This window comes from Streptomyces sp. SPB162, assembly GCF_029504575.1.
In the GTDB taxonomy this organism is placed as follows: domain Bacteria; phylum Actinomycetota; class Actinomycetes; order Streptomycetales; family Streptomycetaceae; genus Actinacidiphila.
Genome location: NZ_JAQFII010000001.1, coordinates 5,138,318 through 5,164,499, shown reverse-complemented (window position 1 = coordinate 5,164,499; position 26,182 = coordinate 5,138,318). Strand labels below are relative to the sequence as shown.

At 72.4% G+C, this 26,182-nt stretch carries 21 protein-coding genes; 8 read left to right on the top strand and 13 right to left on the bottom strand.

All coding sequences use genetic code 11. The annotated features are described in order from the left end of the window. Positions 1-60: 60 nt before the first annotated feature. Positions 61-636 (bottom strand): M48 family metallopeptidase, encoded by a 576-nt coding sequence (locus M2266_RS23690; RefSeq protein WP_277439994.1) that lies wholly within the window; start codon positions 634-636, stop codon positions 61-63. A gap of 232 nt (positions 637-868) precedes the next feature. Here M2266_RS23690 and M2266_RS23685 point away from each other — a divergent pair, with 232 nt between their 5' ends. Further along, positions 869-2,014 carry a TOMM precursor leader peptide-binding protein gene (locus M2266_RS23685; protein WP_277439993.1) on the top strand — a complete coding sequence of 382 codons (1,146 nt, stop codon included), beginning with the start codon at positions 869-871 and terminating at the stop codon, positions 2,012-2,014. A 20-nt stretch (positions 2,015-2,034) separates the two neighbouring features. Continuing rightward, a complete protein-coding gene (locus M2266_RS23680) occupies positions 2,035-3,384 on the top strand; it encodes an AarF/ABC1/UbiB kinase family protein (protein ID WP_277439992.1) in 1,350 nt (449 codons plus the stop codon). 15 nt (positions 3,385-3,399) lie between these two features. Here M2266_RS23680 and M2266_RS23675 read toward each other — a convergent pair whose 3' ends face one another. From M2266_RS23675 to M2266_RS23655, 5 genes are all read right to left on the bottom strand, one after another. Next, positions 3,400-3,597 (bottom strand): hypothetical protein, encoded by a 198-nt coding sequence (locus tag M2266_RS23675; protein ID WP_277439991.1) that lies wholly within the window; start codon positions 3,595-3,597, stop codon positions 3,400-3,402. A gap of 150 nt (positions 3,598-3,747) precedes the next feature. After that, positions 3,748-4,011, bottom strand: a complete 264-nt coding sequence (locus M2266_RS23670; RefSeq protein WP_277441327.1) for a hypothetical protein — start codon at positions 4,009-4,011, stop codon at positions 3,748-3,750. Between the two features lie 62 nt (positions 4,012-4,073). Beyond that, positions 4,074-4,382, bottom strand: coding sequence for a WhiB family transcriptional regulator (locus tag M2266_RS23665; RefSeq protein ID WP_277441326.1), 309 nt, complete (start codon positions 4,380-4,382; stop codon positions 4,074-4,076). A gap of 177 nt (positions 4,383-4,559) precedes the next feature. Beyond that, positions 4,560-4,868, bottom strand: a complete 309-nt coding sequence (locus M2266_RS23660; protein WP_277439990.1) for a hypothetical protein — start codon at positions 4,866-4,868, stop codon at positions 4,560-4,562. A gap of 133 nt (positions 4,869-5,001) precedes the next feature. Next, positions 5,002-7,215, bottom strand: coding sequence for an ATP-dependent DNA helicase UvrD2 (locus M2266_RS23655; protein ID WP_277439989.1), 2,214 nt, complete (start codon positions 7,213-7,215; stop codon positions 5,002-5,004). Positions 7,216-7,389: 174 nt separating this feature from the next. On the opposite strand from M2266_RS23655, the gene M2266_RS23650 reads away from it, so the two are divergent. Next, positions 7,390-7,632 (top strand): mycoredoxin, encoded by a 243-nt coding sequence (locus M2266_RS23650; RefSeq protein ID WP_277439988.1) that lies wholly within the window; start codon positions 7,390-7,392, stop codon positions 7,630-7,632. Positions 7,633-7,709: 77 nt separating this feature from the next. On the opposite strand, the gene nudC is transcribed toward M2266_RS23650, so the two are convergent. The 5 genes from nudC to M2266_RS23625 form a co-directional block, all read right to left on the bottom strand. Continuing rightward, on the bottom strand, positions 7,710-8,639 hold the full coding sequence (gene nudC / locus M2266_RS23645) for an NAD(+) diphosphatase (protein ID WP_277439987.1): 930 nt from the start codon (positions 8,637-8,639) through the stop codon (positions 7,710-7,712). 101 nt (positions 8,640-8,740) lie between these two features. Next, positions 8,741-10,159 (bottom strand): M20/M25/M40 family metallo-hydrolase, encoded by a 1,419-nt coding sequence (locus tag M2266_RS23640; protein WP_277439986.1) that lies wholly within the window; start codon positions 10,157-10,159, stop codon positions 8,741-8,743. 88 nt (positions 10,160-10,247) lie between these two features. Beyond that, a complete protein-coding gene (locus M2266_RS23635; protein WP_277439985.1) occupies positions 10,248-13,712 on the bottom strand; it encodes an ATP-dependent DNA helicase in 3,465 nt (1,154 codons plus the stop codon). 99 nt (positions 13,713-13,811) lie between these two features. Then, positions 13,812-14,627, bottom strand: coding sequence for a hypothetical protein (locus M2266_RS23630; RefSeq protein WP_277439984.1), 816 nt, complete (start codon positions 14,625-14,627; stop codon positions 13,812-13,814). Positions 14,628-14,732: 105 nt separating this feature from the next. Further along, entirely contained in the window at positions 14,733-15,299 is a 567-nt protein-coding gene (locus M2266_RS23625) for a hypothetical protein (protein WP_277439983.1), read from the bottom strand. Positions 15,300-15,309: 10 nt separating this feature from the next. On the opposite strand from M2266_RS23625, the gene M2266_RS23620 reads away from it, so the two are divergent. Next, on the top strand, positions 15,310-15,447 hold the full coding sequence (locus M2266_RS23620; protein WP_277439982.1) for a hypothetical protein: 138 nt from the start codon (positions 15,310-15,312) through the stop codon (positions 15,445-15,447). A gap of 190 nt (positions 15,448-15,637) precedes the next feature. Here the strand turns inward: M2266_RS23620 and M2266_RS23615 are convergent, their stop codons facing one another. Beyond that, entirely contained in the window at positions 15,638-18,988 is a 3,351-nt protein-coding gene (locus M2266_RS23615) for an ATP-dependent DNA helicase (protein WP_277441325.1), read from the bottom strand. Between the two features lie 378 nt (positions 18,989-19,366). Then, positions 19,367-19,732, bottom strand: a complete 366-nt coding sequence (locus M2266_RS23610) for an MGMT family protein (protein ID WP_277439981.1) — start codon at positions 19,730-19,732, stop codon at positions 19,367-19,369. A gap of 81 nt (positions 19,733-19,813) precedes the next feature. Here M2266_RS23610 and M2266_RS23605 point away from each other — a divergent pair, with 81 nt between their 5' ends. From M2266_RS23605 to M2266_RS23590, 4 genes are all read left to right on the top strand, one after another. Continuing rightward, positions 19,814-22,624 (top strand): flippase-like domain-containing protein, encoded by a 2,811-nt coding sequence (locus tag M2266_RS23605; protein WP_277439980.1) that lies wholly within the window; start codon positions 19,814-19,816, stop codon positions 22,622-22,624. A 162-nt stretch (positions 22,625-22,786) separates the two neighbouring features. Then, entirely contained in the window at positions 22,787-23,587 is an 801-nt protein-coding gene (locus M2266_RS23600; protein ID WP_277439979.1) for a VC0807 family protein, read from the top strand. A gap of 41 nt (positions 23,588-23,628) precedes the next feature. Then, positions 23,629-24,798 (top strand): hypothetical protein, encoded by a 1,170-nt coding sequence (locus M2266_RS23595; protein ID WP_277439978.1) that lies wholly within the window; start codon positions 23,629-23,631, stop codon positions 24,796-24,798. A gap of 195 nt (positions 24,799-24,993) precedes the next feature. Next, positions 24,994-26,079 (top strand): phosphotransferase family protein, encoded by a 1,086-nt coding sequence (locus M2266_RS23590; protein WP_277441324.1) that lies wholly within the window; start codon positions 24,994-24,996, stop codon positions 26,077-26,079. The last annotated feature ends 103 nt before the right edge of the window (positions 26,080-26,182 follow it).

Here is a 26,182-nt window from a genome sequence, read left to right as displayed (position 1 = left end):
GTCCCCCATCCCGTAAATGCATGTGCGTTGCGACAGGCTAGCCCCTGCCCCCGACAGCGGCTATTCCTCGCGGACGGTCGGCAGCTGCGGCAGCCGGCCGGCGGCTACGACGCCCTCCAGATACCCGCGGGCCCGTTCGGTCCTCGGGTACGACTCCAGCAGCTTCCAGAAGCTCGGGCCGTGGCCCGGAACCAGCAGGTGCGCGAGTTCGTGCAGCAGAACGTAGTCGATGACGTACTCGGGCATGCCCTGCAGCCGGTGCGAGAGACGGATGCTGCCCTCGGAGGGGGTGCAGGATCCCCACCGCGAGTTCTGGTTGGTGACCCAGCGGACGGAGTCCGGTTCGGCGCGGGCGTCCAGGTACTGCTCGGAGAGCAGGGCGGCCCGGCTGGACAGCTCGTCGTCGCCGAGGATCCGCTTGCTCTCCTGCGTCGCGAGTTTCTCGAGCATCACCGTCACCCAGCGTTGCTCCTCGGCGACCGACATCCGGGCCGGAATGAGGACCACGGTGCGGTCACCCTCGCGGTAGGCCGAGACAGTCCGGCGCCTTCGGGCGCTGCGACGCACTTCGACCTCACTCGTCCGGGAGGTGAGGGACTGCTGACGGGAGAGGTCATGCGCGGGGTCGGCGGACACGCTCCGACGTTACCGGCTGGGGGTGCGGGAAGTCCCGTCCCCAGGCCGGTTGGCGCGGGAATCCCCTCGCTTCGTGCGCATATTGAACGACTATCCCCCACAGGCTGTGGATAACTCTGCTTCTCTGTGGGCACCCGCGTGCATTCTGTGACTGCCGCATAACGACGATGCGGAACTGCTGCGGATCTTGAAATGGATTCGCCGGCGTCTACCGGGGGTGGCCATGCGTCCCATGCTCAAAACCGCCATGCGGCGCAGTTGGCGCGACCGCGAGAGCGTTCAGTTCGGAATTGATCCGGCCCATGCCGTCGTCCTCGACCAGGTCGACGGCGCGGCGGCGGGATTCCTTGATCTGCTGGACGGCACCCGCGGGGCGGCTTCGCTGACGCGGGACGCCGTGGCACTGGGGCTGGACGCGCGGCAGGTGCGGCAGCTGCTGGGGCTGCTCGCCGAAGGCGGCGTGCTGGACGACGCGACGGCACACGCCCGGCTCTCCGAGGCGGTCCGCCATCGGACGGCGGCCATCGACCGGTTGCGGCCCGACCTCGCGGCGCTCTCCGTCGTCCACGCGGGCGCGGGCGGCGCGGCCGGCCGGATGCGGGACCGGCGGGTGGCGCGGGTGCGGGTGCGCGGCGCGGGCCGGGTCGGGGCGGCCGTGGCCGCGCTGCTGTCGGCGGCCGGCGTCGGCCGGGTCGAGGTGCTGGACTGCGGCCGGGTGGAGCCGTGGGACGTGAGCCCGGCGGGGATCCCGGCCGAGCACATCGGGGAGCGGCGGGACGCGGCGGCCCGCGGGGCGGTGCGCCGGGCCGCGCCCGATCCGCGCGCGGCGGCGCTCGGGCGGCGGGGCCCCCGGGCCGGACGGGAGCCGGCGGATCCCCGGCTCTCGCTCGTCGTGGTGGCACCGCGCGACGGGCTGGCCGCCTACGCCCCGGAGCCCCGGGAGACTGAGCGATTGCTCACAGCGGGCATCCCGCACCTTTATACGGGCGTCGTCGAGGGCATGGGTGTAGTGGGCCCGCTCGTCGTTCCGGGCCGTACCGGGTGTGCGGGCTGTCTGGCGCTGCGGCTGGCGGACGAGGATCCCGCCTGGCCGCGGATGCTCGCCCAGCTCAGGTCCGGGCGGGCGCCCGGGGTTCCGGCCTGCGACATCGCCCTGGCGACGGTCGTCGCGGGGCTGGCCACCGCGCATGCGTTGGCCTTCCTGGACGGCGGCGCTCCCCCGAGTTCCGGCGCCCGGGTGGAGATCGCGCTGGCCCGGCTGTCCATGGAAGTACGGCCGGTGCCCGGTGACATCCGATGCGGTTGCGGCGCGGGAGGTGACGCGAGAACGGTGCTGCCCGCCGCGCCGCGAGTGCGGAGGGGCACAATGGCCAGGTGACCGACGGGAAAGAGGAGCGCATGTCTGATCTTCCTCGTAAGGCGGTGACTCGCACCGCGAAACTGGCCGCGCTCCCCCTGGGGTTCGCGGGCCGCGCCACACTCGGGCTGGGCAGGCGACTGGGCGGTCGTCCCGCCGAGGTCGTCGCGAGCGAACTGCAGGAAGCCACCGCCGAGCAGCTGTTCAAGGTGCTCGGCGAGCTCAAGGGCGGGGCCATGAAGTTCGGCCAGGCGCTGTCGGTGTTCGAGGCCGCGCTGCCCGAGGACGTGGCCGGTCCGTACCGCGCCGCCCTCACCAAGCTGCAGGACTCCGCGCCGCCGATGCCCGCGAGCACCGTGCGCAAGGTGCTCGCCGAGCGGTTGGGCGCCGACTGGCGCGAGCTGTTCACCACGTTCGACGAGACCCCGGCCGCGGCCGCCTCGATCGGCCAGGTGCACCGCGCGGTGTGGCACGACGGCCGGGCGGTGGCCGTGAAGGTGCAGTACCCGGGCGCCGGTGCCGCGCTCCTCTCCGACCTGGCCCAACTGGGCCGGGTGGCGCGGCTCTTCGGACCGATGATCCCGGGGATGGACATCAAGCCGCTCATCGCCGAGATGCGCGACCGGGTCTCGGAGGAACTGGACTACGAGCTGGAGGCGCAGGCCCAGCAGGCCCACGCCACGGAGTTCGCCGGCGATCCCGACGTCCTGGTGCCCGGGGTGGTGCACCAGGCCGACCAGGTCCTGGTCACCGAGTGGATGGACGGCGTGCCCATGGCCGAGGTGATCGCCAAGGGCACTCCGGAGCAACGCGACCGGGCCGGCCAGCTGCTGGCGCGCTTCCTGTTCGCGGGCCCGGCGCGTACCGGGCTGCTGCACGCCGACCCGCACCCGGGAAACTTCCGGTTGCTGGTGGACGACGGCCCCGCCGCGGGCTGGCGGCTCGGCGTGCTGGACTTCGGGACGGTGGACCGGCTGCCCGAGGGGCTGCCACTGCCGATCGGCACCGCGCTGCGCCTCGCGCTGGAGGGCGACGCCGACTCGGTGCACGCGATGCTGCGGCAGGAGGGATTCGTCCGGCCGTCGATCAAGCTGCGCCCGGACGCGGTGCTGGACTATCTGCGGCCGATCATCGAGCCGGCCGGATCCGAGGAGTTCACCTTCGTCCGCAGCTGGATGCGCGCCCAGGCGGCACGGATCGCCGATCCGCGCTCGCCCGCCCACCAGTTGGGCAAGCAGCTGAACCTGCCGCCGTCGTATCTGCTGATCCACCGCGTGACGTTGAGCACCATCGGCGTCCTGTGCCAGCTGGGCGCGACGGTGCGGCTGCGCGATGAACTCCTGGAGTGGCTGCCGGGCTTCGACGCCGGTGGGGCGGCGGAGTCGGCGTAGCCGTCCTGTGGTCCGCTACCACCAGGAGGAGTCGAGACGACCTTCGATACTGCGGAGGTTCTCCCGGCCGCACCGGTCACAGAAATAGACGCGCCGGCTGTTCTCCACGGAGCAGGTCCAGGTGATCGGCAGACCGTCCTCGACGGCGCCGCAGCGCGCGCACGTCGTCGTCTGGGCAGTCCCGACCCGGTTGTGCTGAGTCTTCTGGTCCACTTGGTGACGATACCTCTCCGAGTGCCCGATAAGACGTCGTAACGCACCGCGGGGCCGGTCCTTTCGGACCGGCCCCGCGGTGTTCGCTGTGACACGGAGTGGTGGAACTCGGCCGCGGGTGTGCGGCCGTTGGAGCGTGGCTACCGCTGGTTACTGCATGACGGCCATCGCCAGCGCGCGGCGGGCGCGCAGCGAGACACGTTCGGCCCGGCGCTGCAGTCGGCGTGCCGACACCAGGCGAAGGGCCTGCCGTTCGTGCTCGGCCTCGTAGAGGCGTTGTTGCATATGGGCACGTGCCAAGGCTTCTGGCATGAGTTGCATTTCGAGGTTCCTGTTCTGGCGGGCGCTGTAGGCGCCGGAAGTGTGGCGGGGGGCTTCGGTGGCGGGCGGCGCCACTTCTGTGGACGGGTTCATGGGGACCTGCTTCTTCGGGTCGTGCGTCACGGGTCGGTCGACGGTTCCTACGGTGCCGGTGTTCACACCGCTACTGCGTTCTTGCGCGGACGGCCACGGGGCCGCTTGCGGGCTACGACGACGCCCTGGATGAAGAGCTCTCCACCCCAGACGCCCCAAGGCTCACGGCGGTCCTTCGCACCGGCGAGGCATGCCTCGCGGACGGGACAGGTCTGGCACAGCGTCTTGGCGTACTCGACGTCGGCCGGGGACTCCGCGAAGAAGACCTCCGGGTCGTAGGTCCGGCAGGGGACGGGTACACCGAGGCGCTCGATTTCGTCATCGAGCTCGGTCAGGGGCAGCAACGGGACCTCCGAGTGGACCGCGGGCAGGGGGAGCGGGGCTGTGGGCGATACGGACGGGGCGTGCTGGGTGGCAGGCACGGTCGTGGTGTTCCTCGTCTGTCTGGTCCGGCCGGTGGGCCGGTTGTTTCGGCTGGAGAAAACAGAAGGGCCGCGGATCCCGGTCTGGGATTCCGCGGCCCTGGAAGGTGCCGGTCTGATCGTCGATCAGACTGGATCGCTCCAGGGTTCGAGCCCGCGGAAGGCCCACATCGAGAGGTGCTGCTGCTTCTGTCCATTTGTGCTGTGACCGGCACCGCCGGGCGTAAAGACATAGGCCGAGGCCTTGCTCTCCACTACTGCCGGTGCCTTGGTCGCTCGCTCGCCGCGCTCACGGATCGAGAGTTCCGCGAGGGAGGCCAGACGCAGAGCCGGGGCTCCGGACATGCCGGTGCCGGGCAGCGGGGCGCCGAGCGTGCAGGTGGCGATGACGACCGGACGATCGGTCAGTTTCACGTTCTCGAACTTGATGGTCACGGGTCTTCGCCTCCTCTCGGCGTCTCGTAGGGCTTGTCGTGCTTACTCAGTACATCACGATCTCCCCGGCTCTTGGAAGAGCCGCAGTGACCGTGCTCCGGAAGGCTATGGGGACTTCCGCGCCGCGCGCAAACTATTTTTCGGGTTCTTCTGCAACAGCTTCGTCACCGGGTGCCGCGGCCGGTTCGCCGCCGGTGCACAGTGCCAGCACCTCGGCGCCGTACTTGTCCAGTTTTCGGCTGCCGACCCCGGCGATCGCGGAGAGCTCGGCCGCCCCTTCCGGCCGGACCTCGGCGATGGCCAGCAGCGTCTTGTCGGTGAAGACGCAGTACGCCGGCTGCCCCAGTTCCCTGGCCTGTTCCATGCGCCACTCGCGCAGCCGCTCGTACAGCCCCTCGTCCAGGTCCGACGGGCAGTCCTCGCACCGCATCAGCTTGATCTCGCCGGCCTCCGACAGGGTGCGGCCGCAGACCCGGCAGCGCACCGGGCCGCGCTTGCGCTTGGCGGCGGCAGCGGCCGCCGCTCCGCGCTCGATGCCGCCGCCACCGGCCGCGAAGCGGTTGCCGGTGCCACGCGTCGCGGAACCGGGCCGCAGGCCGTCCAGGAAGCGGGAGGGCTTGCGGGTGGCACGACCGCCCGGCGAGCGGGAGAGCGCCCAGGACAGGAAGAGGTGCAGCCGGGCCCGGGTGACGCCGACGTACAGCAGCCGGCGCTCCTCCTCGACCTGCTCGTCGGTCTTGGCGTAGGTGATCGGCATCATGCCCTCGGTGAGACCGACGAGGAACACCGCGTCCCACTCCAGGCCCTTGGCGGCGTGCAGCGAGGCGAGCGTGACGCCCTCGACGGTCGGGGCGTGCTGGGCGCTCGCCCGCTCGTCCAGCTCCGCGACGAGGTCCGACAAGGTGGCCTCGGGACGGGCCAGCGCGAAGTCGTCGGCGAGCCGGACCAGCGCGGCCAGCGACTCCCAGCGGTCCCGGACCGCGCCCGATCCGGCGGGGGCCTCGACCGTCCAGCCACGGGAGCCGAGGACGGCCCTGACGTGCTCGGGCACGTCCGTGCCGGCCATCCCGGGATCGGTCCCGGCCCCGGCACGCGCGGCGCCGCGCAGCAGCAGCCCGGCCTCGCGGACCTCGGGGCGGTCGAAGAACCGCTCCGCGCCGCGCAGCTGGTACGGCACCCCGGCGTCGGCGAGCGCCTGCTCGTAGACCTCGGACTGGGCGTTGATGCGGTACAGGATGGCGATCTCGCTGGGCCGCACGCCGCCGGCGATGAGTTCCCTGATCCGGCGGGCGGTGCCCTCGGCCTCGGTGGGCTCGTCCACGTACTCGGTGTAGCCGGGCTCGGGGCCCGGCTCGCGCTGCGAGATCAGTTCCAGCCGGTGCTGGGCCGCCTGGCCCTTGGCCTGGGAGAGCAGCCCGTTGGCCAGCTGCACGACCTGCGGGGTGGAGCGGTAGTCGCGGACGAGCTTCACGACGGTGGCTTCCGGGTGCCGGGAGCGGAAGCCGAGCAGGTACTCGGGGGTGGCGCCGGTGAAGGAGTAGATGGTCTGGGAGGCGTCGCCGACGACGCAGATGTTGTCCCGGCCGCCGAGCCACAGGTCGAGCAGCCGCTGCTGGAGCGGGCTGACGTCCTGGTACTCGTCGACGACGAAGTGCTGGTACTGGGAGCGGATGGTGTCCGCGACATCCGGGCGCTCCTGCAGGACGCCCACGGTGAGCAGCAGCACGTCCTCGAAGTCGATGACGCCTCGGTCCCGCTTGAGCTGCTCGTACGCCGTGTAGATCTTGGCGATCTCGGCCGGGTCCCGGGGGACCTCGCGGCCGGACTTCGCGGCGGCGGCCGGGTAGTCCTCGGGAACGGTCTGGGTGACCTTGCACCATTCGATCTCGCCCGTCACGTCCCGCAGCTCGTTGCGGTCCAGCCGGATCCGGCAGCGGGCGCCGGCCTCGGCGACGAGCTGGACCTTGCGCTCGACGAGCCGCGGCATCTCGCCGCCGATGGCGCGCGGCCAGAAGTACTGGAGCTGGCGCAGCGCGGCGGAGTGGAACGTACGCGCCTGGACGCCGCCCGCGCCGAGCTGGCGCAGCCTTCCGCGCATCTCCCCCGCCGCGCGGGCGGTGAAGGTGACCGCCAGCACACTGCCGGGCTGCAGTATCCCCGCCCGCACCCCGTAGGCGATCCGGTGCGTGATCGCCCGGGTCTTGCCCGTGCCCGCCCCGGCCAGCACGCAGACCGGCCCGTGCAGCGCGGTGGCGACCTCGCGCTGTTCGGGGTCGAGCCCGTCGAGCACGGCGTCGGGAGAGTCCGGGACTGCCGGGAAGAGCGAGGTGTGCGTTGGTGCGGTCACCCCGCCATGCTGCCAGGTCCAGGGAGGCGGTCGGGAAAGTTATCCACAGCCGAGGTGTGATGATCCGACCGCGAAGGGTGGGAAACCGGTGGCGGTGGGGCCGCAGGAATGCCGGGAGCGGGGTAGGCGTTGAGCAGATCGAAGATTCCACCGGCTTGTGAGGAGCGGACACCCATGTCGGGCACTGTGACGATGTACAGCACCACCTGGTGCGGCTACTGCCGTCGGCTCAAGAGCCAGATGGACCGCGAGGGCATCGGCTACACGGAGATCAACATCGAGAACGACCCGGAGTCGGCGGCGTTCGTCGAGAAGGTCAACGGCGGCAACCAGCTGGTCCCCACCGTCCTCTTCCCGGACGGATCGGCGCTCCCGAACCCGTCATTGGCCCAGGTCAAGCAGAAGCTCAGCGTCTGACCCGACGCGTCTGATCCCACCCGCATCCGCCGGGGCGCGCCCGCGCCCCGGCGGAGTGCTGTCCGCTTCCGTGACGGTCAGGCGGCTGCCGTCGGGAACGGGCCGCCGTACCAGAGCTCCATCAGCCGGGCCGCGATCGAGATACCGCCCGGCGGCAGGATCTCCCCGGACTCGATGCCCTTGCGCAGGTCCTCGCGGGAGAACCAGCGGGCCTCGTGGATCTCCTCGCCGTCCACCTGGATGTCCGGCGACGTGGCGCGGGCCATGAACCCGAGCATCAGGCTCGACGGGAAGGGCCACGGCTGGCTCGCGACATATGTCACGTCGCCGACCGTCACCCCCGCCTCCTCCGCCGTCTCGCGCACCACGGCCTGCTCCAGCGACTCGCCCGGCTCCACGAAGCCCGCGAGCGTCGAGAAGCGCCCTTCGGGCCAGTGCGCCTGGCGGCCCAGCAGCGCGCGGTCCTGGTCGTCCGTCACCAGCATGATCACGGCCGGGTCGGTGCGTGGGTAGTGCTCGGCGCCGCACGCCTGGCAGCGCCTGATGTGGCCGGCGGCGGCGATGACCGTGCGCTCACCGCAGCGGGAGCAGAAGCGGTGCGCCCGCTGCCAGTTCTCCAGCGCGACGGCGTGCACCATCAGGCCCGCCTCCAGCGGGGAGAGCAGCCCGGCCACCTCGCGCAGCCCGGCCGCCCGCGCCACGTCGTCCATCCGGCCCGGCAGCGCGTCCTTCTGCAGCGCGAAGTACCGCACGCCGTCCTCGCCGATGCCGAGGAAGTAGCGGTGGGTCTCGGTCTCGGGCGCGTCGAAGGCCGGGACCATGACCAGCTCGGTGCGGCCGTCCTTCTCCTCGACCAGCACCTGGCCGCCGGAGACGACGAAGACCCGGGTCGTCGGATGGCTCCAGGCGGCGGCCAGCCAGGCCTCGTCGAGCCGGTGGTGGGCGGCGCGGTCCACGCCCGTCTGGGCCAGGGCCAGCGGCTGGGTGGACAGGTCGATCTCGGACAAGGCTGCTTCCAACTCCCCGTGCGTACGTCCCGTACGCGGTAGCGCGGCTGTCGTGGTCAGTGACCGGTGTCGGTGGGGCGCGCCGGCGGCGGCGCCGGCGGTCACCCGGTGGTCCCCGCCGCGGCGGGGCGCCAGTTCTCGGCGAGGTCGCCCCAGAGGTAGGCGGCGGTCTCCACACCCTTGAACAGCAGGTCGAGTTCGACCTTCTCGTTCACCGAGTGCCAACCGTCGGACGGTACGGAGATTCCCAGGAACAGCACCGGCACACCCAGCACGTCCTGCAGATCGGCCGCGGGTCCCGAACCACCCTCGCGGGTGAAGAGGATCTCCTGCTGGAAGGCCCGGCCCATCGAGCGGACGACCGACTGCAGCGCCGGATGGTCGAGCGGGGTCAGGCAGGGCCGGGTGGTGCCCCAGAACGTGACCTCGTGGCGGATGCCGGCGGGGAGCCGGGCGGCGACCCAGTCGGTGACGAGCTGCTGCACCGCGCCCGCGTCCTGGCCGGCGACCAGCCGGAAGGACAGCTTCAGGTGGGCGGAGGCCGGGACGATCGTCTTGCCGCCGGGGCCCTGGTAGCCGCCGTGGATGCCGTTGACCTCGGCGGTCGGCCGGGCCCAGATGCGCTCCAGAGTGGTGTGGTCGGCCTCGCCGAGCGCTCCGTGGGACTTGGCGGTGCTCAGCCACCGCGACTCGTCGAACGGCAGCGCCGCGAAGAGTTCGCGCTCGCGATCGGTCAGCTCGAGGACCCCGTCGTAGAACCCCGGGATCGCCACCCGCCGGTCGTCGTCGTGCAGCGCGGCGACCAGCCGGGCGGCCTCGGTGGCGGGGTTGGGCACCGCGCCGCCGAACGAGCCCGAGTGGATGTCCTGGTCCGGCCCGTACAGGTCGACCTGGCAGTCGGCCAGACCGCGCATGCCGGTGCAGACGGTCGGGGTGTCCTCGGACCACATGCCGGTGTCGGAGACGATCACCGCGTCGCAGGCCAGCCGGTCGGCGCGCTGCCGGATCAGCGCGAGGAAGTTCGGTGAGCCGGACTCCTCCTCGCCCTCGATCAGCAGCTTGAGGTTCACGGCCGGCGCGGTCCTGCCGGTCGCGGCGAGGTGGGCGCGCAGGCCGAGCGTGTGGAAGAGCACCTGCCCCTTGTCGTCGGCCGCGCCCCTGGCGTAGATGCGGCCGTCGGCGGTGTGCGGCTCGAAGGGGTCGGTGTCCCAGCCGTCCTCGCGGGCGGCGGGCTGCACGTCGTGGTGGCCGTAGACCAGCACGGTCGGCGCCTGCGGGTCGCCGGACGGCCATTCGGCGAAGACCGCCGGCAGACCGTCGCTCTCCCAGACCTCGGCGGTCGGGAAGCCGGTCTCGGCCAGCTTCGCCGCCAGCCACCGCGCACTGCCCAGCACGTCGTCCGCGCGGGCGGGATCCGCCGAGACGGACGGGATCCGCAGCCACTCGGCGAGGTCGGCGAGGAACGCGGAACGGTGGGCGTCGATGTAGGCGTGGACAGCGCTGTCCGGGGCGGTACTCATGGCATCGAGCCTAACCGGCGCGCCGGACACCTCCGGCCGGAGGTGTCGGCTCGGGCGACGGGCTCAGGCGGCGGGCTCAGGCGGCGGCTCAGCCCGGCTCGTCGAGCAGCAGCCGCTCCAGGGCGGCACGGTCCGGCAGGGACGCGGGCCTGACGACGTCGCCGGTACGGACGTAGAGGAACGCGGCGGTCACCCGGTGCAGCGGCAGCTGGTGCTGCTCGGCCCAGGCGAGGCGGTAGAGGGCCAGTTGGAGGGGGTCGCCGGACCGGGAGCGGCTGGTCTTCCAGTCGACGATCTCGTAGGTGGCCCCATCCGGGGCCTGCGGGTCTTCCGTTCGGTAGACGGCGTCGATGCGGCCGCGGATCATGCGGCCGGCCAGCGCCAGCTGGAAGGGCGCCTCGACACGGTGGGGCGTGCGGTCCGCGTACGGGGTGCCGAGGAACGCCTCCTTGAGGGCGGCGAGGTCCCGCTCGTCGTCGATCTCGTCCCCGCCCTCGACCCCGGGCAGGTCCTCGGGGGCGAAGAGCGGCCGTTCGTCGAAGCGGGACTCGACCCAGGCGTGGAAGCGGGTGCCGCGGCGCGCGGCGGGCTGCGGGGCGCGCGGCATGGGGCGGGCGAGCTCGCGGGCGAACCCGTCCGGATCGGCGGCCAGCCGCATCAACTGCGAGGCGGTGAGGACGGGGGGCACCGGCACGTCCCGGACGGTCGCCCGCGCACGCCGCAGCTCCCCGGCGAGGGCGTCGAGGTCGCGGTCCCAGGAGGCGACGAGACGGGACTCCTCGGGGAGCAGGTGCGCCCGTGCGGGGGCCTCGCCGCCGGTGGTGTGCTCGGCGAGCGGATGGCCGGGGTCGGCAGGACGTCCCGGTTCCGGATCGGGGTCCCCCGGATGCTCGAAGCCCTCGGGACGCTCCGCCGAGAGCTCGTCCCAGTCGGCGTCCTCCCACTCCTCGTCGTCCGCCCACACCGGCTCGTCCTCCGCCGGCGCCTCGGCGTCCGTGTCCGCGTCGGTGCCCGTGAACACGTCCGCGAACGCGTGCTCCCGCGGCGCGTCCAGGTACGCGAGGACCGTCCTGGCCGCCTTGCGGCGGCGGTCGAGGGCGGTGGCGTCGAGCGGGAGCGGCCAGGCGCGCTCGACGGAGGTCTCCAACGCCGGGTTGACGGCGTCCTCCGCGGGGGGCTCGGTCCAGTGCTCGATCTCGCCGTGGCCGGCCTCGCAGTGCACGCGCAGCGCGTCCAGGAAGGCGGACGGGCCGTACGGGGTCTTCTGGGTGGGCCCCCACCAGTACCCGGAACCGAGCAGCAGCGAGCGGGGCCGGGTGAAGGTCACGTAGCCGAGGCGGAGCTCCTCGATCCGGTTGTGCTCCTTCATCGCGTCCCGGAACCGGTCGAGACCCGCCTTCGACCACTCGTCGACATCGGGGAGGGTCGCCGCGTCGCCGCGCAGCGGGTGCGGCAGCACCTTGGCGTTGGCGGTCCACAGCTCGCGGCCGCGCTCGTTCGGGAAGCCCTTCTTCACCAGCCCCGGGACGGCCACGACGTCCCATTCGAGGCCCTTCGACTTGTGGGCGGTGAGCACCTTCACCGTGTTCTCGCCGCCGGGCAGCGAGCTGTCCAGCCCCTTCTCGTACTGGGCGGCGGTGCGCAGGAAGCCGAGGAACGCCAGGAGGGTCGCCTCGCCGTCGAGGGAGGCGAAGTTGGCCGCTATGTCCAGGAAGGCGTTCAGCGTCTCCTTGCGGCGGGCCGCCAGGGCGTGCGGGGACGCGGACAGCTCGACCTCCAGGCCGGTGACCGCGAGCACCCGGTGCAGGACGTCCATCAGCGGGTCGGCCAGCGCCCGCCGCAGGTCCCGTATCTCGGCCGCCAGCCGGGCGAACCGGACCCGCGCCTCGGGCGAGAACGGCAGCTCGTCGCCCGGGTCGCCGTCCAGGAACGTCTCCAGGGCGTCGGCGAGCGAGACCACCTCGGCGGGATCGACGCCTTCGACGGCCGCCGCCAGCCGGCGCTCGGGGTCGTCCTCCGCGCCGCCGGCCCCGAACCGGACGAGGACCCGGGCCCGGCGCCCGAGCAGCGCCAGGTCCCGGGCGCCGATCCGCCAGCGGGGGCCGGTGAGCAGCCGGACCAGCGACGCGTTCGCCGTCGGATCGTGCAGGACCTCGCAGACGGCGACGAGGTCGGCGACCTCGGGCAGGTGGAGCAGCCCGGACAGGCCCACGACCTCGACGGGGATGTCACGGGCGACCAGCGCGGCATGGATGTCGGCGAAGTGGCCCGTCGTACGGCACAGGACGGCGATCTCGCCCGGCTCGGTGCCGGTGCGCACCAGGTGGGCGAGGGAGTCCGCGAGCCACTCGATCTCCTCGGCCTGGCTGGACAGCAGCGCGCAGCGCACCAGCCCGTCGCGCTCGGCGCCGGGGGCGGGGCGCAGCGCCTCGACGCCTTCGTGCCGGGACCGCAGTTCGGTGGCGAGGCCGTTGGCGAGTTCCAGGAGGCGGCCGCCGCTGCGGCGGTTCTCGCTGAGCGAGAAACGGCGGGCGGGGGTGCCGTCGGCGTTCGGGAAGTGGGCGGGGAAGTCGTCCAGGTTGGCGACGGAGGCGCCGCGCCAGCCGTAGATCGCCTGGCAGGGGTCGCCGACGGCGGTGACCGGGTGGCCGGTGCCCTCGCCGCCGAACAGCCCGGCGAGCAGCAGCCGCTGGGCGACGGAGGTGTCCTGGTACTCGTCGAGCAGCACCACCTTGTACTGCTCGCGCAGGATCGCGCCGACCTCCGGGCGGGTGCGGGCCACCGTCGCCGACAGGGCGATCTGGTCGCCGAAGTCCAGCAGGTCGCGGCGCTGCTTCTGCTCGCGGTAGGCGGCGGCCAGCCCGGTGAGGTCCCGGCGGGCCCGCGCGGTCTCCGGCAGCTTGCGCAGATCCGCGTTGGTGAGCTTGACGGGGGCCAGGGTGTCGAGCCAGTCGGCGTCGTGGGCGAGCAGCCGGCCCGGCGGGACCAAGTGCTCGTTGAGCTCGCCCTCGAGCGCCAGCAGGTCGCTGACCAGCGAGGGCAGGCTCTTGGTCAGCGCCGGGTACGGGCCCGGCGCGGCCCGCAGCACCTTCGCGGCGAGCTGGTAGCGGGTGGCGTCGGCGAGCAGCCGGGCGGTGGGTTCGAGGCCGATGCGCAGCCCGTGCTCCTTGAGCAGTTGGCCCGCGAACGCGTGGTACGTCGAGATCAGCGGCTCACCGGTCGCGTCCGCTCCGGGCGTCTCTCCGGCACCCGGCGGCCCGATCGGATCCGGATCGGTGATCCCGGCCTGGACGAGCGCCCTGCGGACCCGCTCGGCGAGCTCCCCCGCGGCCTTGTTGGTGAACGTCAGGCCGAGCACTTCCTCCGGGGCGACCTGCCCCGTCCCGACCAGCCAGACGACACGGGCGGCCATCACCGTCGTCTTCCCGGAGCCGGCCCCCGCCACGATCACGTTCGGCGCGAGGGGCGCCGTGACGCACTCCATCTGCTCCGGGGTGAAGGGGATGCCGAGGAGCGCCTTGAGCTGCTCGGGGTCCGTGATGCGTGCTGCCACCCCAGTGAGGCTATCCGGCCCCACCGACAACCGGCGGCCACCTGGGCGGACGCGCCTCCCGCCGGGGGGTCACCGGTGGGAGGCGCGTCCAGGCGACCGTCAGACGTTCTTGCCGCCCCCGTCCTGGAGCTTGGCGATGTCGAGCGTCTGCGAGGCGGGCGGGGCCACCGCCCTGACCGGCTTGTCGAACTCGGCGAAGGTCACATGGCCCGGCGATTCGCCGTCCTCCATGACGAGCTTCAAGGGGTACGGCTCACCCTGCGCCGCGACGTAGATCGTCACCTTCTCGCTCTTGCCCTTGCGGACCTTCTTCTCGATGACCGTGACGACCGGCTGTCCGGCGACCGTGGTCGGCGCGCCCTTGCTGTAGCTCTCCTCGGCGTCGTCTTCCGACGTCAGGTTCTCGAGGAACGAGTCCAGGTCGCAGAAGGCCGCGAGGTCCTCGTCCTTGGCGGCGTCACCCGGCACCTTCACCCACTTGCCGTGCAGCATGCGGAGCGCGGCGGCGTCGTCCGTCTCGCCCGTGTCGCGCCAGAAGGCGTCGTTGGCCTTCATGTAGCTGGTGTGGTGCGTTCCGATGAACTGCATCGTCTCCTTGCCCTGGCTCATCGCCCCGGCGCACTCGCCGGCCTTGGACATGGAGGCCTTCAACTGCACGGGCTTGCCGTCAACCACTGCCGCGAAGTCCACCTTCACCGCGGTGACGGACGTGAGCGCCGCCTCGGCCTTGTCCGAGACCTGCTTCGCGGTCAGGGCGTCGAGCCCGGTCGGCGCCTTGGTGCTCGCCGAGACCGTCGGCTTCACCTGGGACCCGATCACCGCGTCGTCCGACGTGTCGCCCCCACAGCCGGTCAGCCCGCCGACCAGGGCCGCACAGACCAGTGAGGCCGCCACGACGTTCCGCTGTACTGCCACCGGATTCCCCTCCACCCACACGCATCACACTGATAAGCACAAGATAAGCATGCGGACACAACGGGTTTGACCCGGCTGCCCACAACTCGATCCCCGCGGGCCGGCTCAGACGTCCAGGCCCGAGTCCCCGCCGAACAGGCTGAGGTCGATCGTCTGGTTCGCGGGCGGAGCCGTGACGTGGAGCGGTTGGTCGAACGCTCCAAAGGTGATGGTCATCGCGTCGGCCGACGCGATCTTCAACAGGTACGGCTTGCCCTTCGCCGCCACCGAGAGCGTGCTGGTCCCCGACGACTCCTTCTGCCTGATGATGACGACCGGCCGACCGTTGACCGTGCCGGCGCCACCCTTGGTGGAGGCGGCGTGGTTCGGCTTGATCCTGCCGAGGACGGTGTTCAGGTCGCACGATCCGGCCAGCCGCCGGCCCGGGGCGGAGTTGCTGGGGAACTTGATCCACCGGTTGCCCGCCAGCTCCCCGATGGTCTTGCCCTTGGCGCCCATCGCCGTCCAGTAGCCGGCATCCCCTTTGATGTACGCCGTCCCGTCGTCGACCCGGATGACCTGCATCATCCAGCCCTCCTGCCGCACCGCGGAGGCGCAGGTGCCCTTGACGGTCATCGCGACCTTCATCTGCAGCGGTTTGGCGCGGAGCACTCCGGCGAATTCGAGCGTCATGGAGCTCGTCGTGTCCATCGCGTCCCACATCCGGCGCGATATCTGCGGCGCCGTCAGCCCGTCCAGCGAGTCGTCCGACGCCGCGCGGGACGCGTTCGCCGGATTCGACGCCGCGTGGACGGCTCTGCCGCGTTCCGCCGTCCCCTGACAGCCGGACAGCCCACCCACGGCCGCAACGCAGACCACTACGCCTACGACAACACTGCGCCTCAACGCCACGACGGCCACTTTCCTCAACACCGAACCACATAACCGCACTTGCCCTTACATCGAACTGACGCACGAACAGGCGAAAGGGTTGCACCGCCGAGGCACAGGTCACGTGGCCGCCCCGCGGACTACTCCACGACGTGCCGGCCCTCCGGCTGGGCGCTGCAGGACGCGCGGAACGCGCAGTGCGTGCAGTGCTGGCCGGTGGCGGGGGTGAAGCGCTCGTCCAGGACCCGGCCGGCGGCGCCGGCCAGCAGCTCCTCCACCACCCATTCCCCCTCGCCACCCGCCTCCTCCCGCTTCCCCGCGAGCGGCTGCTGGCGCTGGACGGCCGGCACGGTGTCGCCGCCGTCCTTCTTCGCCGCGCCGAGGCGCAACTGCACGAGCTCGGCACCGCCCGGCAGTGGGCGCTGGCCGCCGAAGAGTTCGTCGACCGCGCCCTCACGGACCGCGAGCTGGTAGACGGCGAGCTGCGGGTGCCGCTCGACCTCCTTCGCCGTCGGCTTGGACTTCCCGGTCTTGAAGTCGACGACGTAGGCGTTGCCGTCCGCGTCCGCCTCGACCCGGTCCATGCTGCCGCGGATCCGGACCTCCACCTCGCCGGCCTCGAGGACGACGTCGAAGCCGTGCTCCGTGGCCACGGGCGTCCGGCCGCGCTCCATCACGTGCCAGTGCAGGAAGCGTTCCAGCGCGTCCCGCGCGTTCCGCTTCTCCTGCAGGGACTTCCAGGGCGCGTCGAAGGCCAGGGCGTCCCAGACCGAGTCCAGCCGGGCCATCAACACGTCCAGGTCGGCGGGGGTGCGCCCGGACGCGACCTCGTCGGCCAGCACGTGCACGACGTTGCCGAACCCCTGCGCCGCGGTCGACGGCGGCTCCGCCTTCACCTCACGGCCGAGGAACCACTGCAAGGAGCAGGTATTGGCGAGCTGGTCGAGCGCGCTGCCCGACAGCGCCACCGGCTGGTCGCGGTCGCGCAGCGGAACGGCCGAGCGCGTCGGCTCGTACAGGCCCCACCAGCGGTCGGGGTGCGCGGACGGCACGAGCGCGTGCCCGGCGTCGTTCAGCGAGGCGAGCCGGGCCAGCCGCAGCGCGGCGGCGTCGCGCAGCGCCGGGGAAGCGGCCGGGTCGACGGTGGTCGCGCGCAACTCCGCGACGAGCGCGGAGACGGCCAGCGGACGGCGCGCGCGATGCGTGACGTCCTGCGGCTCGACGCCGAGCTCGGTCAGGAAACGGGACGGCTGGTCGCCGTCGTCGGCCGCCGCCTTGACCGCCGTGACGACGAGCCGTTCCTTGGCTCGGGTCGCCGCCACGTAGAACAGCCGCCGCTCCTCGGCCAGCAGCGCGGCCGGGGTGAGCGGTTCCGCGAGGCCGTCGCGGCCGATCCGGTCGGCCTCGAGCAGCGAACCCCGGCGGCGCAGGTCGGGCCAGAGGCCCTCCTGCACCCCGGCGACCACCACCAGCCGCCACTCCAGGCCCTTGGACCGGTGCGCGGTCATCAGGCGCACGGCGTCGGTGCGGACGGCCCGGCGGCTCAGCGTGTCGGCCGCGATGTCCTGCGCGTCCAGTTCCTCCAGGAAGTTCAGCGCGCCCCGGCCGCCGGTCCGCTCCTCGGCGCGCGCCGCCGTCTCGAACAGCGCGCACACCGCGTCCAGGTCCCGGTCCGCGTTCCGCCCGGCCGTTCCGCCACGGGTCGCCGACCGCTCCAGCCGCTGCGGCCACGTCGACCCGTCCCACAGCTCCCACAGCGCCTGCTCGGCGGTGCCGCCGCCCGCCATCAGTTCCCGCGCCTTGCGCAGCAGCAGCCCGAGCCGCTGCGCGCCGCGCGCGTACGCCGGATCGTGCGCCACCAGCCGCTCCGGCTCCGCCAGCGCCTCCGCGATCAGCAGGTCCGAGGGCCGCGGCACGGTGCGGCCGGCTGCCCGTTCCTCCTCCCGCAGGGCCCGCCCCAGACGGCGCAGGTCGGCGGCGTCCATGCCGCCGAGGGGTGACGTCAGCAGGGTGATCGCGTCCTCGACGCTGATGGCGTGCGTCACGGACGCTTCGTCCGCTTCGTCCACTTCCGGTTCCGCCGCTTCTTCGGCTTCCTCCGGCTCGCCGGAGCGCGTCTGGGCGGGCACCACAGGCGCCGCCTGCGCGCCCGCGGCGGCGACGCGCAGCGCCAGCAGGAGCGGGGCGACGGCGGGTTCGTGCCGGAGCGGGAGATCGTCACCGTCTATCTCGACGGGGACTCCGGCGGAGGTCAACGCGCGGCGCAGGCCCGGGAGGGAGCGGGCGCCGGCGCGGACCAGGACGGCCATGTCACGCCACGGGACGCCGTCCTCCAAATGGGCGCGGCGCAGGGTGTCGGCGATGCCGTCGAGCTCGGCGCCCGCCATCGGGTACGTCCGGACGGCGACCGTGCCGCCGTCCCGGACCGCGGTCAGCTCGCGGTGGGCGCGGACGGCCGCCGCCGGCAGCCGGGGCAGCGACATCCGGCGGGTGACGAGGCGGGTGGCGTCCAGCAGCCCGGCGCCGGCCCGGCGCGAGACGGTGAGGACGTGGACGGGGGCGGGACTGCCGTCAGGGCGCGGGAAGGCGTCGGGGAACTCGAGGATGCCGTTCACGTCGGCGCCGCGGAAGGCGTAGATCGACTGGTCCGGGTCGCCGAAGGCGACGAGGGTGCGGCCCTGGCCGGCCAGCGCGCGCAACAGCCGGACCTGCGCGGGATCGGTGTCCTGGTACTCGTCGACGAAGACCGCGTCGTACTGCCCGGCCAGGGCCTCGAAGACCTCCGGGCGCTCCGCGAGCAGCACCGCCCGGTGCAGGAGCTCGGAGTAGTCCAGGACGCCCTGGAGATCGAGGACGTCCAGGTACTCGGCGAGGAAGGAGGCCGCCGCCGACCAGTCCGGGCGGCCGATCCGCCGGGCGAAGTCCTGTAGCGCCGCCGGCCCCAGGCCCAGCTCCCGGCTGCGCGCGAGCACGGCGCGCACCTCGTCCGCGAAGCCGCGGGTGGTGCGCGCGGCCCGTAGGTCGTCGGGCCAGCGGATGCGGCCGCGCCCGTCCTTCTCCAGCGCGGTCTGTCCCGTCAGCAGCTCACGGACGACGACGTCCTGCTCGGGCCCGGAGAGCAGCCGCAGCGGATCGGCGAAGAGCTCCGGGTCCTGGTGCGCGCGGAGCAGGGCGTAGCAGAAGGAGTGGAACGTGGTCGCCTGCGCGGTGGCCGTGCCGCCCATCCGGGCGGCCATCCGGTCCCGGAGCTCGACGGCCGCCTTGCGGCTGAACGTCAGGACGAGGATCCGCTCGGGGGCGGTGCCGAGCCGCACCCGTTCGGCGACCGCCTCGACGAGGGTCGTGGTCTTCCCGGTGCCCGGCCCCGCGAGGACCAGCAGCGGTCCCGACCGGTGCTCAACCACCGCGCGCTGTGACGCGTCCAGAACAGGAGGCGCGGTCCGCTCGGGCGGGGTCCGCAGCAGACGGTAGGCGCCGGTGCCCGTGTCGATCCCCCGGTGCGGCGCGCGGTGCGCCGGTCGGAGGGAGGAGGAGGTCACGTGGTTCGCCGGTTCCGTAGTTGCTGTGGGTGGCTCGGGTGCTTCAGGTCGGATGAGTGCCGCACGTGCTCCGGGGGGAGCGGGTGGCTCGGGCGCCGCGGCTGCCCGGTGCTCCGGACGGTGGCGCCGGTGCGGCCGGCTGTCGACGCTACGCCTCCCGGCACACGCGCCGCAGCCACTCCCACCCGTGTTCGGACGTGGAGTCGGTCACGTACTCGACCGCATGCCCGCTCACCTCATCCGCGGATGCCTTCACGTACTCCGTACGGACGTCCCACCGCATGTTCCGGTCCGCCATGGCCGAAGCTGGGAACCGTGAGCATCCGGTCGTCACTTCCCGGCGGGCGCGCCGTCCCACCGGGCCCGCCGCATGTCGACGCGCGGCACATGGCCCTCGGCGGAGCGCACCGCCTCCCGCAGCGGCGTGCCCTCCTCCCGGTAGTGCGCCAGCGCCCGCAGCTCATGGCCCGGCAGCAGCCGGCCGTCGGAGCGCACCACGCGCCACCACGGCACGGCGCCCCCGTACAGCGCCATGACGCGGCCGACCTGCCGCGGCCCGCCCTCGTCGAGCCACTCGGCGACGTCCCCGTAGGTCATCACCCGGCCCGGCGGGATGGCCTCGGCGGTTTCGAGCACCCGCTCGGCGTATTCGGAGGGCGCGGTGTCCTCGTCTGTCCGCTCACTCATCCGGCTCATCCTGCCTCAGGCCACCGACAACGGGGGGTTCAGCGCGCATCCCCGGACCGCTTCATGCCACCATCGTCGGCGGGGTGACAGTTGATAAGCGAGCAGGACGAGGCAGCGGGACAGCACGAACAGGACGCGGCGGCCACTTCGGCCGACCGCGCCGCTGACGTGCCGTCGCCCGATGGGGGGACGCCCGGCGCCGACGGCGACACCGAGGGCAACAGAAACGGCGCCCCCGATCCGGAACCGGGAGCACCTGCCGCGAAGGCGACGAAAGCCGCGAGCGTCACGAACCCCTCCGTATCATCCGATCCCTCCGACGAGCCCGAGGTCGTCCACAGCGACGACGTCTCCAGCGACGAGCCGCTGCTCGCCGCTCGCGTACACCGCCCCGCCGACCTCATGCGGTTCCTGCTCGGCCTGCTCGGCATCGCCGTCGTCATGGCCATCGCCGGTTTCGCCCACGCCACCACCAACGGCGTCGAGGCGGACATCGCCAAGGGCGCGCGCAACGCGCCCGACGCGCTCAGCACCTTCGCCGGCCTCACCGCGAGCATCGCCGTACTGATCGTCCCGGTCGCCTTCGCGATCGAGCGGCTGATCAAACGGGACGGGCTGCGGATCGCCGACGGTGTGCTCGCCGCCGTCCTCGCCCACGGCGTGGCGCTCGCCACCGACCTGTGGGTGACCAACGCCGCCCCGGACCCGATCAGGGCCGCGATGACCCAGATCGCGCCGGGCGGCGGCGGGATCACCGACCCCGTGCACGGCTATCTGGCGCCGGTCATCGCGTACATGACGGCCGTCGGCATGGCCCGGCGCCCGCGCTGGCGGGTGCTGCTGTGGGTCGTGCTGCTGCTGGACGCGTTCGCGGTGCTGGTCGGCGGCTACACGACGCCGTTCTCGATCATCGTGACGGTGCTCATCGGCTGGACCGTCGCCTACGGCACCCTGTACTCGGTCGGCTCACCGAACGTCCGGCCGACCGGCCAGAACCTGCTCGCCGGTCTGCGCCGCGTCGGCTTCGCCCCGCTGACCACCCGCCGCGCGGACGACGAGGTCCCCGAGACCCCCGACTCCGAGCGCGGCCGCGGCTACCTCGTCACGCTGGAGGACGGACCGCCGCTCGACGTCACCGTCGTGGACCGCGAGCAGCAGGCACACGGTTTCTTCTACCGGGTGTGGCGCCGGATCTCGCTGCGCGGCATCAACCAGCGCCGCAGCCTGCAGTCGCTGCGCCAGACCCTGGAGCAGGAGGCGCTGCTCGCGTACGCGGCCATCGCCGCCGGGGCCAACGCGCCGAAACTGATCGCCACCTCCGAGCTGGGCCCGGACGCCGTCATGCTCGTCTACGAGCACATCGGCGGCCGCCGGCTGAACGCGCTGCCGGACGACGAGCTCACCTACGAGCTGCTGTCCAACGCCTGGCAGCAGGTCAAGGCACTCCAGTCGCGGCGCATCGCGCACCGGCGGCTGATCGGCGACTCCCTGCTGGTGGATCGTTCCGGCAAGGTCTTCCTGACGGACCTGCGCGGCGGCGAGATCGCGGCCGGCGACATCGTGCTGCGGATGGACATCGCCCAACTGCTGACCACCGTCGCGCTGCGCGTCGGCCCGGAGCGGGCGGTCAAGACGGCCGTCGCCGTCCTCGGCCCGGACGCCGTCGCGAACTCCCTGCCGCTGCTCCAGCCGATCGCGCTGAGCCGGTCCACCCGCGCGGAGCTCAAGCAACTGAACCGCGAGCGGGCGCAGCGCGAGCGGGACGCCGTGCTCGCCGCGTCGGCGGCCGACAAGGAGGCGCGCCTCTCGGCGGCCGAGGCCGCTCCCTCGCGTGGCTCGACCAAGGCCGAGAAGCGGGCCGAGAAACGGGCCATCGAAGTGGCCCAGGACGAGGCCCGCGAGGAGGATCTGCTCTCCCGGATCCGCCAGCAGGTGCTGCTCATCCGGCCGCAGGCCCCGGTGGAGCCGGTCCGCCTGGAGCGGATCAAGCCGCGCACGCTGGTCACCGTCATCGCGGGTGCCTTCGCCGCGTACTTCCTGCTGTCGCAGATCAGCTCGGTGCCGATCGCCGACACGATCTCCCGCGCCAACTGGGGCTGGGCGGCCATCGCCGTGCTGGGCGCCGCGCTCAGCTACGTGGCAGCGGCGTGCGCCCTGGCCGGTTTCGTCCCGGAGCGGCTGTCGCTGTTCAGGACGGTCATGGCGCAGATCGCCGGATCCTTCGTGAAACTCGTCGCCCCGGCGGCGGTCGGCGGCGTCGCCCTCAACACCCGCTACCTGCAGAAGACGGGCGTGCGGCCGGGCCTCGCGGTGGCGAGCGTCGGCGCGTCCCAGCTGGTCGGTCTCGGCTCGCACATTCTGCTGCTGCTGACGTTCGGCTACATCACCGGCACCGAGAAGACGCCGTCCCTCTCCCCGTCCCGCACGGTCATGGCCGGGCTCCTCACCGCGGGTGTGCTGGTGCTGGTCGGGACGGCGATCCCGACGCTGCGCAAGTTCGTCTCCACCCGGGTACGGGCGCTGTTCGCGGGGGTCATCCCGCGCATGCTCGACGTGCTGCAGCGTCCGGCGAAGCTGCTGACGGGCATCGGCGGCACGCTGATGGTCACCGTCACCTTCATCATCTGTCTCGACGCCTGCGTACGCTCCTTCGGCGGCAGCCTCAGCTACTCGACGATCGCGGTCGTCTTCCTCGCCGGCAACGCCCTCGGCTCCGCGGCGCCGACCCCCGGCGGCGTCGGCGCGGTCGAGTTCGCCCTCACCGGTGGTCTGATCGCGGCGGGCCTCCCGGGCACGGTCGCCACTCCGGCGGTGCTGCTCTTCCGTCTCCTGACGTTCTGGCTCCCCGTCCTGCCGGGGTGGCTCTCCTTCAACTACCTGAGCCGCAGGGGCGATCTCTAGTGCTCCGGCCGGGGCGCCTTCCGGCGACTTCTGGCGACGGACGGCAGGGACGTGGTGGCCAGGACATTTGTACTGCCGAAGGCTGGAGATCCATCTCTGTCGGGTGAACCCCCCTCCGCGCGAGGCTCTTCCTACAAGAAGTTCTCACGGAGGAGCCCGGACATGACGCAGGTGCAGCAGCAGACGCAGGCCGGTCCCGAAGAGGTTGCCGCGGCCGAGCAGGCGCCGAACCCGCTGGTCACGATGGTGAAGCCGCTCGCCCTCGACATCGCCGTGCCGCTCGGTTCCTACTACCTGCTGCACGACGGCTTCGGCCTCGGCCTGGTCCCGTCACTCATGCTGAGCAGCATCGTCCCCGCCATCCGCACCGTCGCCGGGGCGGCGCGCGACCGGTCGTTCAACGGGCTGGCAGGCATCATGCTGGCGGTCAACCTCGTGGGCATCGTCCTCAGCTTCGTCACCGGCGACGCGCGTCTGATGATCGTCAAGGACTCGGCCCTCAGCAGCGTCGTGGGGATCTTGACAGTGATCGCGGCCGCCGCCGGGAAGCCCCTGATGTCCGCGGGGCTGAAGCCGTTCATGACCAAGGGCAAGGCCGCCAACGTCCGCGCCTGGGACCGGCTGGAAGCGGCCGTGGATCCGCGCTTCCGCCGCGCGGAGCTGCTGTTCAGCAAGATCTGGGGCCTCTCCCTGCTGACCGAGTGCGTCGCGCGGATCGTGCTGGCCTTCATCCTCCCGGTCTCCACCATGGTCTGGCTGTCGACCGTCCTGCTGATCGGCTCCATCGTCCTCGCCTCGGTGGTCGGCAGCATCGCCACCAACCCGATCGAGCGGATGATCGAGGACGAGGCGGGCAAGGAGAACGCGGCGAGCGACGACGCGGCGGTGCGACGCACCGCGCCGGACGCCGCGAACCAGGCAAACCATTCCGGCCAGAGCACTAGGCCCGGCCTCCTCAGCTGACGTACCGTCAGTGAGTTCTCGACACCGAGGAGGAGACGGCCGTGCCCCAACGACCCGTTCCGCTGGACGAGTACCCCGTGCACCAGATCGCCCGTTCCATGCGCCATGTCGCCAGCGGCGACCGCAACGCCTACGACCGGTCGATCTTCCAGGTCTTCGACCACGAAGGCCGGGCACTGCTCATCACCGGCCTCGGCGTCTACCCGAACCTCGGCGTCACCGACGCCTACGCGACCCTCCTCCAGGGCGACCGGCTCATCGCCGTCAGAGCATCGGACGCGCTCGGCGAGGACCGGATGCGGCAACAGGTCGGCCCCCTGCGCATCGAGGTCCAGAAACCGCTCGAGCGGCTGCGACTGGTGTGCGAGGAGCAGGCCCCGGACGAAGACGGGGGCGGGGACGGGGACTGCGGCGGGGACGAGGCTGCGGGTCTCTCCTACGACCTGGTCTGGGAGGCGGACTTCCCGGCCGTCGAGGAGCCGCACCACATCCAGTACACCGGCGACCGGCTCTTCCTCGAGGCCCACCGGTTCTGCCAGGCGGGCAGCTGCCACGGCGTGATCCGTGCGGGCGGCCGGGAGATCACCGTGGAGCGCGGCCGCTTCACCGCCACCCGCGACCGCAGCTGGGGCGTCCGCCCCATCCCCGGCGAGGCGCCCGGCCGGGCCGCCGAGGAGTTCCGCACCGAGGGCTTCCACTGGCTGTGGATACCGATCCGTTTCGAGGACCGCTTCGTCATGGTGATCCTCCAGGAGGACGCCGACGGCTACCGCACCCTCGACAGCGCCGTCCTCGTCCATCCCGCCGACGCCGGCCGCCCCGACGAGCAACTGGGCCGCGCCCACGTCGACATCACCTACCGCTCCGGCACCCGCCACCCCGAGTCGGCCGTCATCCACCTCACCGGAGCCGACCGCAAGCCGATCGAGATTCACGCCGAGCTGCTCGGCGGCAGTCCGCTGGCGGTCGGCGCCGGATATCCACCGGCCGGTGACTGGCAGCACGGCGAGTGGAAGGGCCGCGGCTGGCTGGACCGCCGCGCGTACGACCTGTCGGACCCGGCGGGGCTGGGGCTTGCGGCGTACGGCGTCATCGACCACGCGGCCCGTTTCACCTGGGACGGCGCCACCGGCTATGGCATCTTCGAGCACGGCAGCTTCGGACGGCACGACCCCAGCGGGTTCACCGGCTTCGACTCGGTGGCGCCGTGACCCCTGTCCGGCCCCCGCCCACCTGTCCGTCGACTTCCGTCCGTCAACTTCCGTTCGTCAACGCGTAGCCCGTTGGAGCACGGCCGCGTATCCCCCTCCGAACCCGGCAAAGAATGGGGGGTAGCCGAAGCCCCTGTCCGGCAAGGCCCGCAAGGAGGAACCGTGTCGAGCCCGACCCCGCCCCCCGCGCCGCGCATGACCACCAGCACCCGCGATCCCCAGCTCCTCCGGCAGCGGCTCGACGCCTGGCTGCACGCGCGCGAGCCCGGCGCGCACACCCGCTCCTTCCGGGTCCCGTCCTCCAACGGCATGTCCAGCGAGACCGTCCTGTTCGACCTCGCCGTCCCGCACAGGAGCGGCACCGCCCGCCAGCAACTGCGCCACTGCGTCCTGCGGCTGGCCGCCGACCCGGACAGCCACGCGGCCTTCCCCGTCTACGACATGGAGCGCCAGTACCGCACCATCGAGGCCGTCGCCCGGCACAGCAAGGCACCCGTCCCGGCCCTGCTGTGCCTGGAGACCGACCCGGCGCCGCTCGGCGCGCCGTTCTTCGTCATGGAGCGCGTCGAGGGGCGGGTGCCGCCCGACGTCATGCCGTACACCTACGGCGACAACTGGCTCTACGACGCCGACCCCGCCGACCGCGAGCACCTGCAGCACTCCACCGTCGACGTACTGGCCGAACTGCACACCGTCCCGGTCGAGTCGGTCGCGTTCCTGGCCGGAGCGTCCGGCGACGCGCTGCGCGACCACGTCGCGGCCCAACGCGAGTACTACCACTGGGTCATCGACGGCCACCCCCGCTCGCCGCTCATCGAGCGCGCCTTCGACCGGCTCGACGAAATCTGGCCGGCAGACCCCGGCCCCACCGTCCTGAGCTGGGGCGACGCCCGTATCGGCAACATTCTCTACGCGGGCTTCGAACCGGTGGCCGTCCTCGACTGGGAGATGGCCGCGCTCGGTCCCCGCGAGCTCGACGTCGCCTGGATGATCTACCTCCACCGCTTCTTCCAGGACCTCACGGAGCAGACCGGCCACCCGGGCCTCCCCGACTTCATGACCCGCGACGCCATCACCGACCGCTACCGCGACGCCACCGGCCACACCCCTCGCGACCTGGACTTCCACACCCTCTACGCGGCCATCCGGCACGCCAACGTGATGCTCCGCATCGGCTACCGCCAGCTCCACTTCGGCGAACGCCCCCTGCCCGCCGACCCGGACGACCTGATCATGCACCGCACGTCGCTGGAGGCGATGATCGAGGGCCGCTACTGGTGACGCCCCCCGGCCCCGAACGCCGACAGTGACATGACCGTGACGCGTTAGGCACAGGCTCTCCCTCGCGCCTCCTGCGTTGCTTGGGTAACGTCGTACGTCCTAC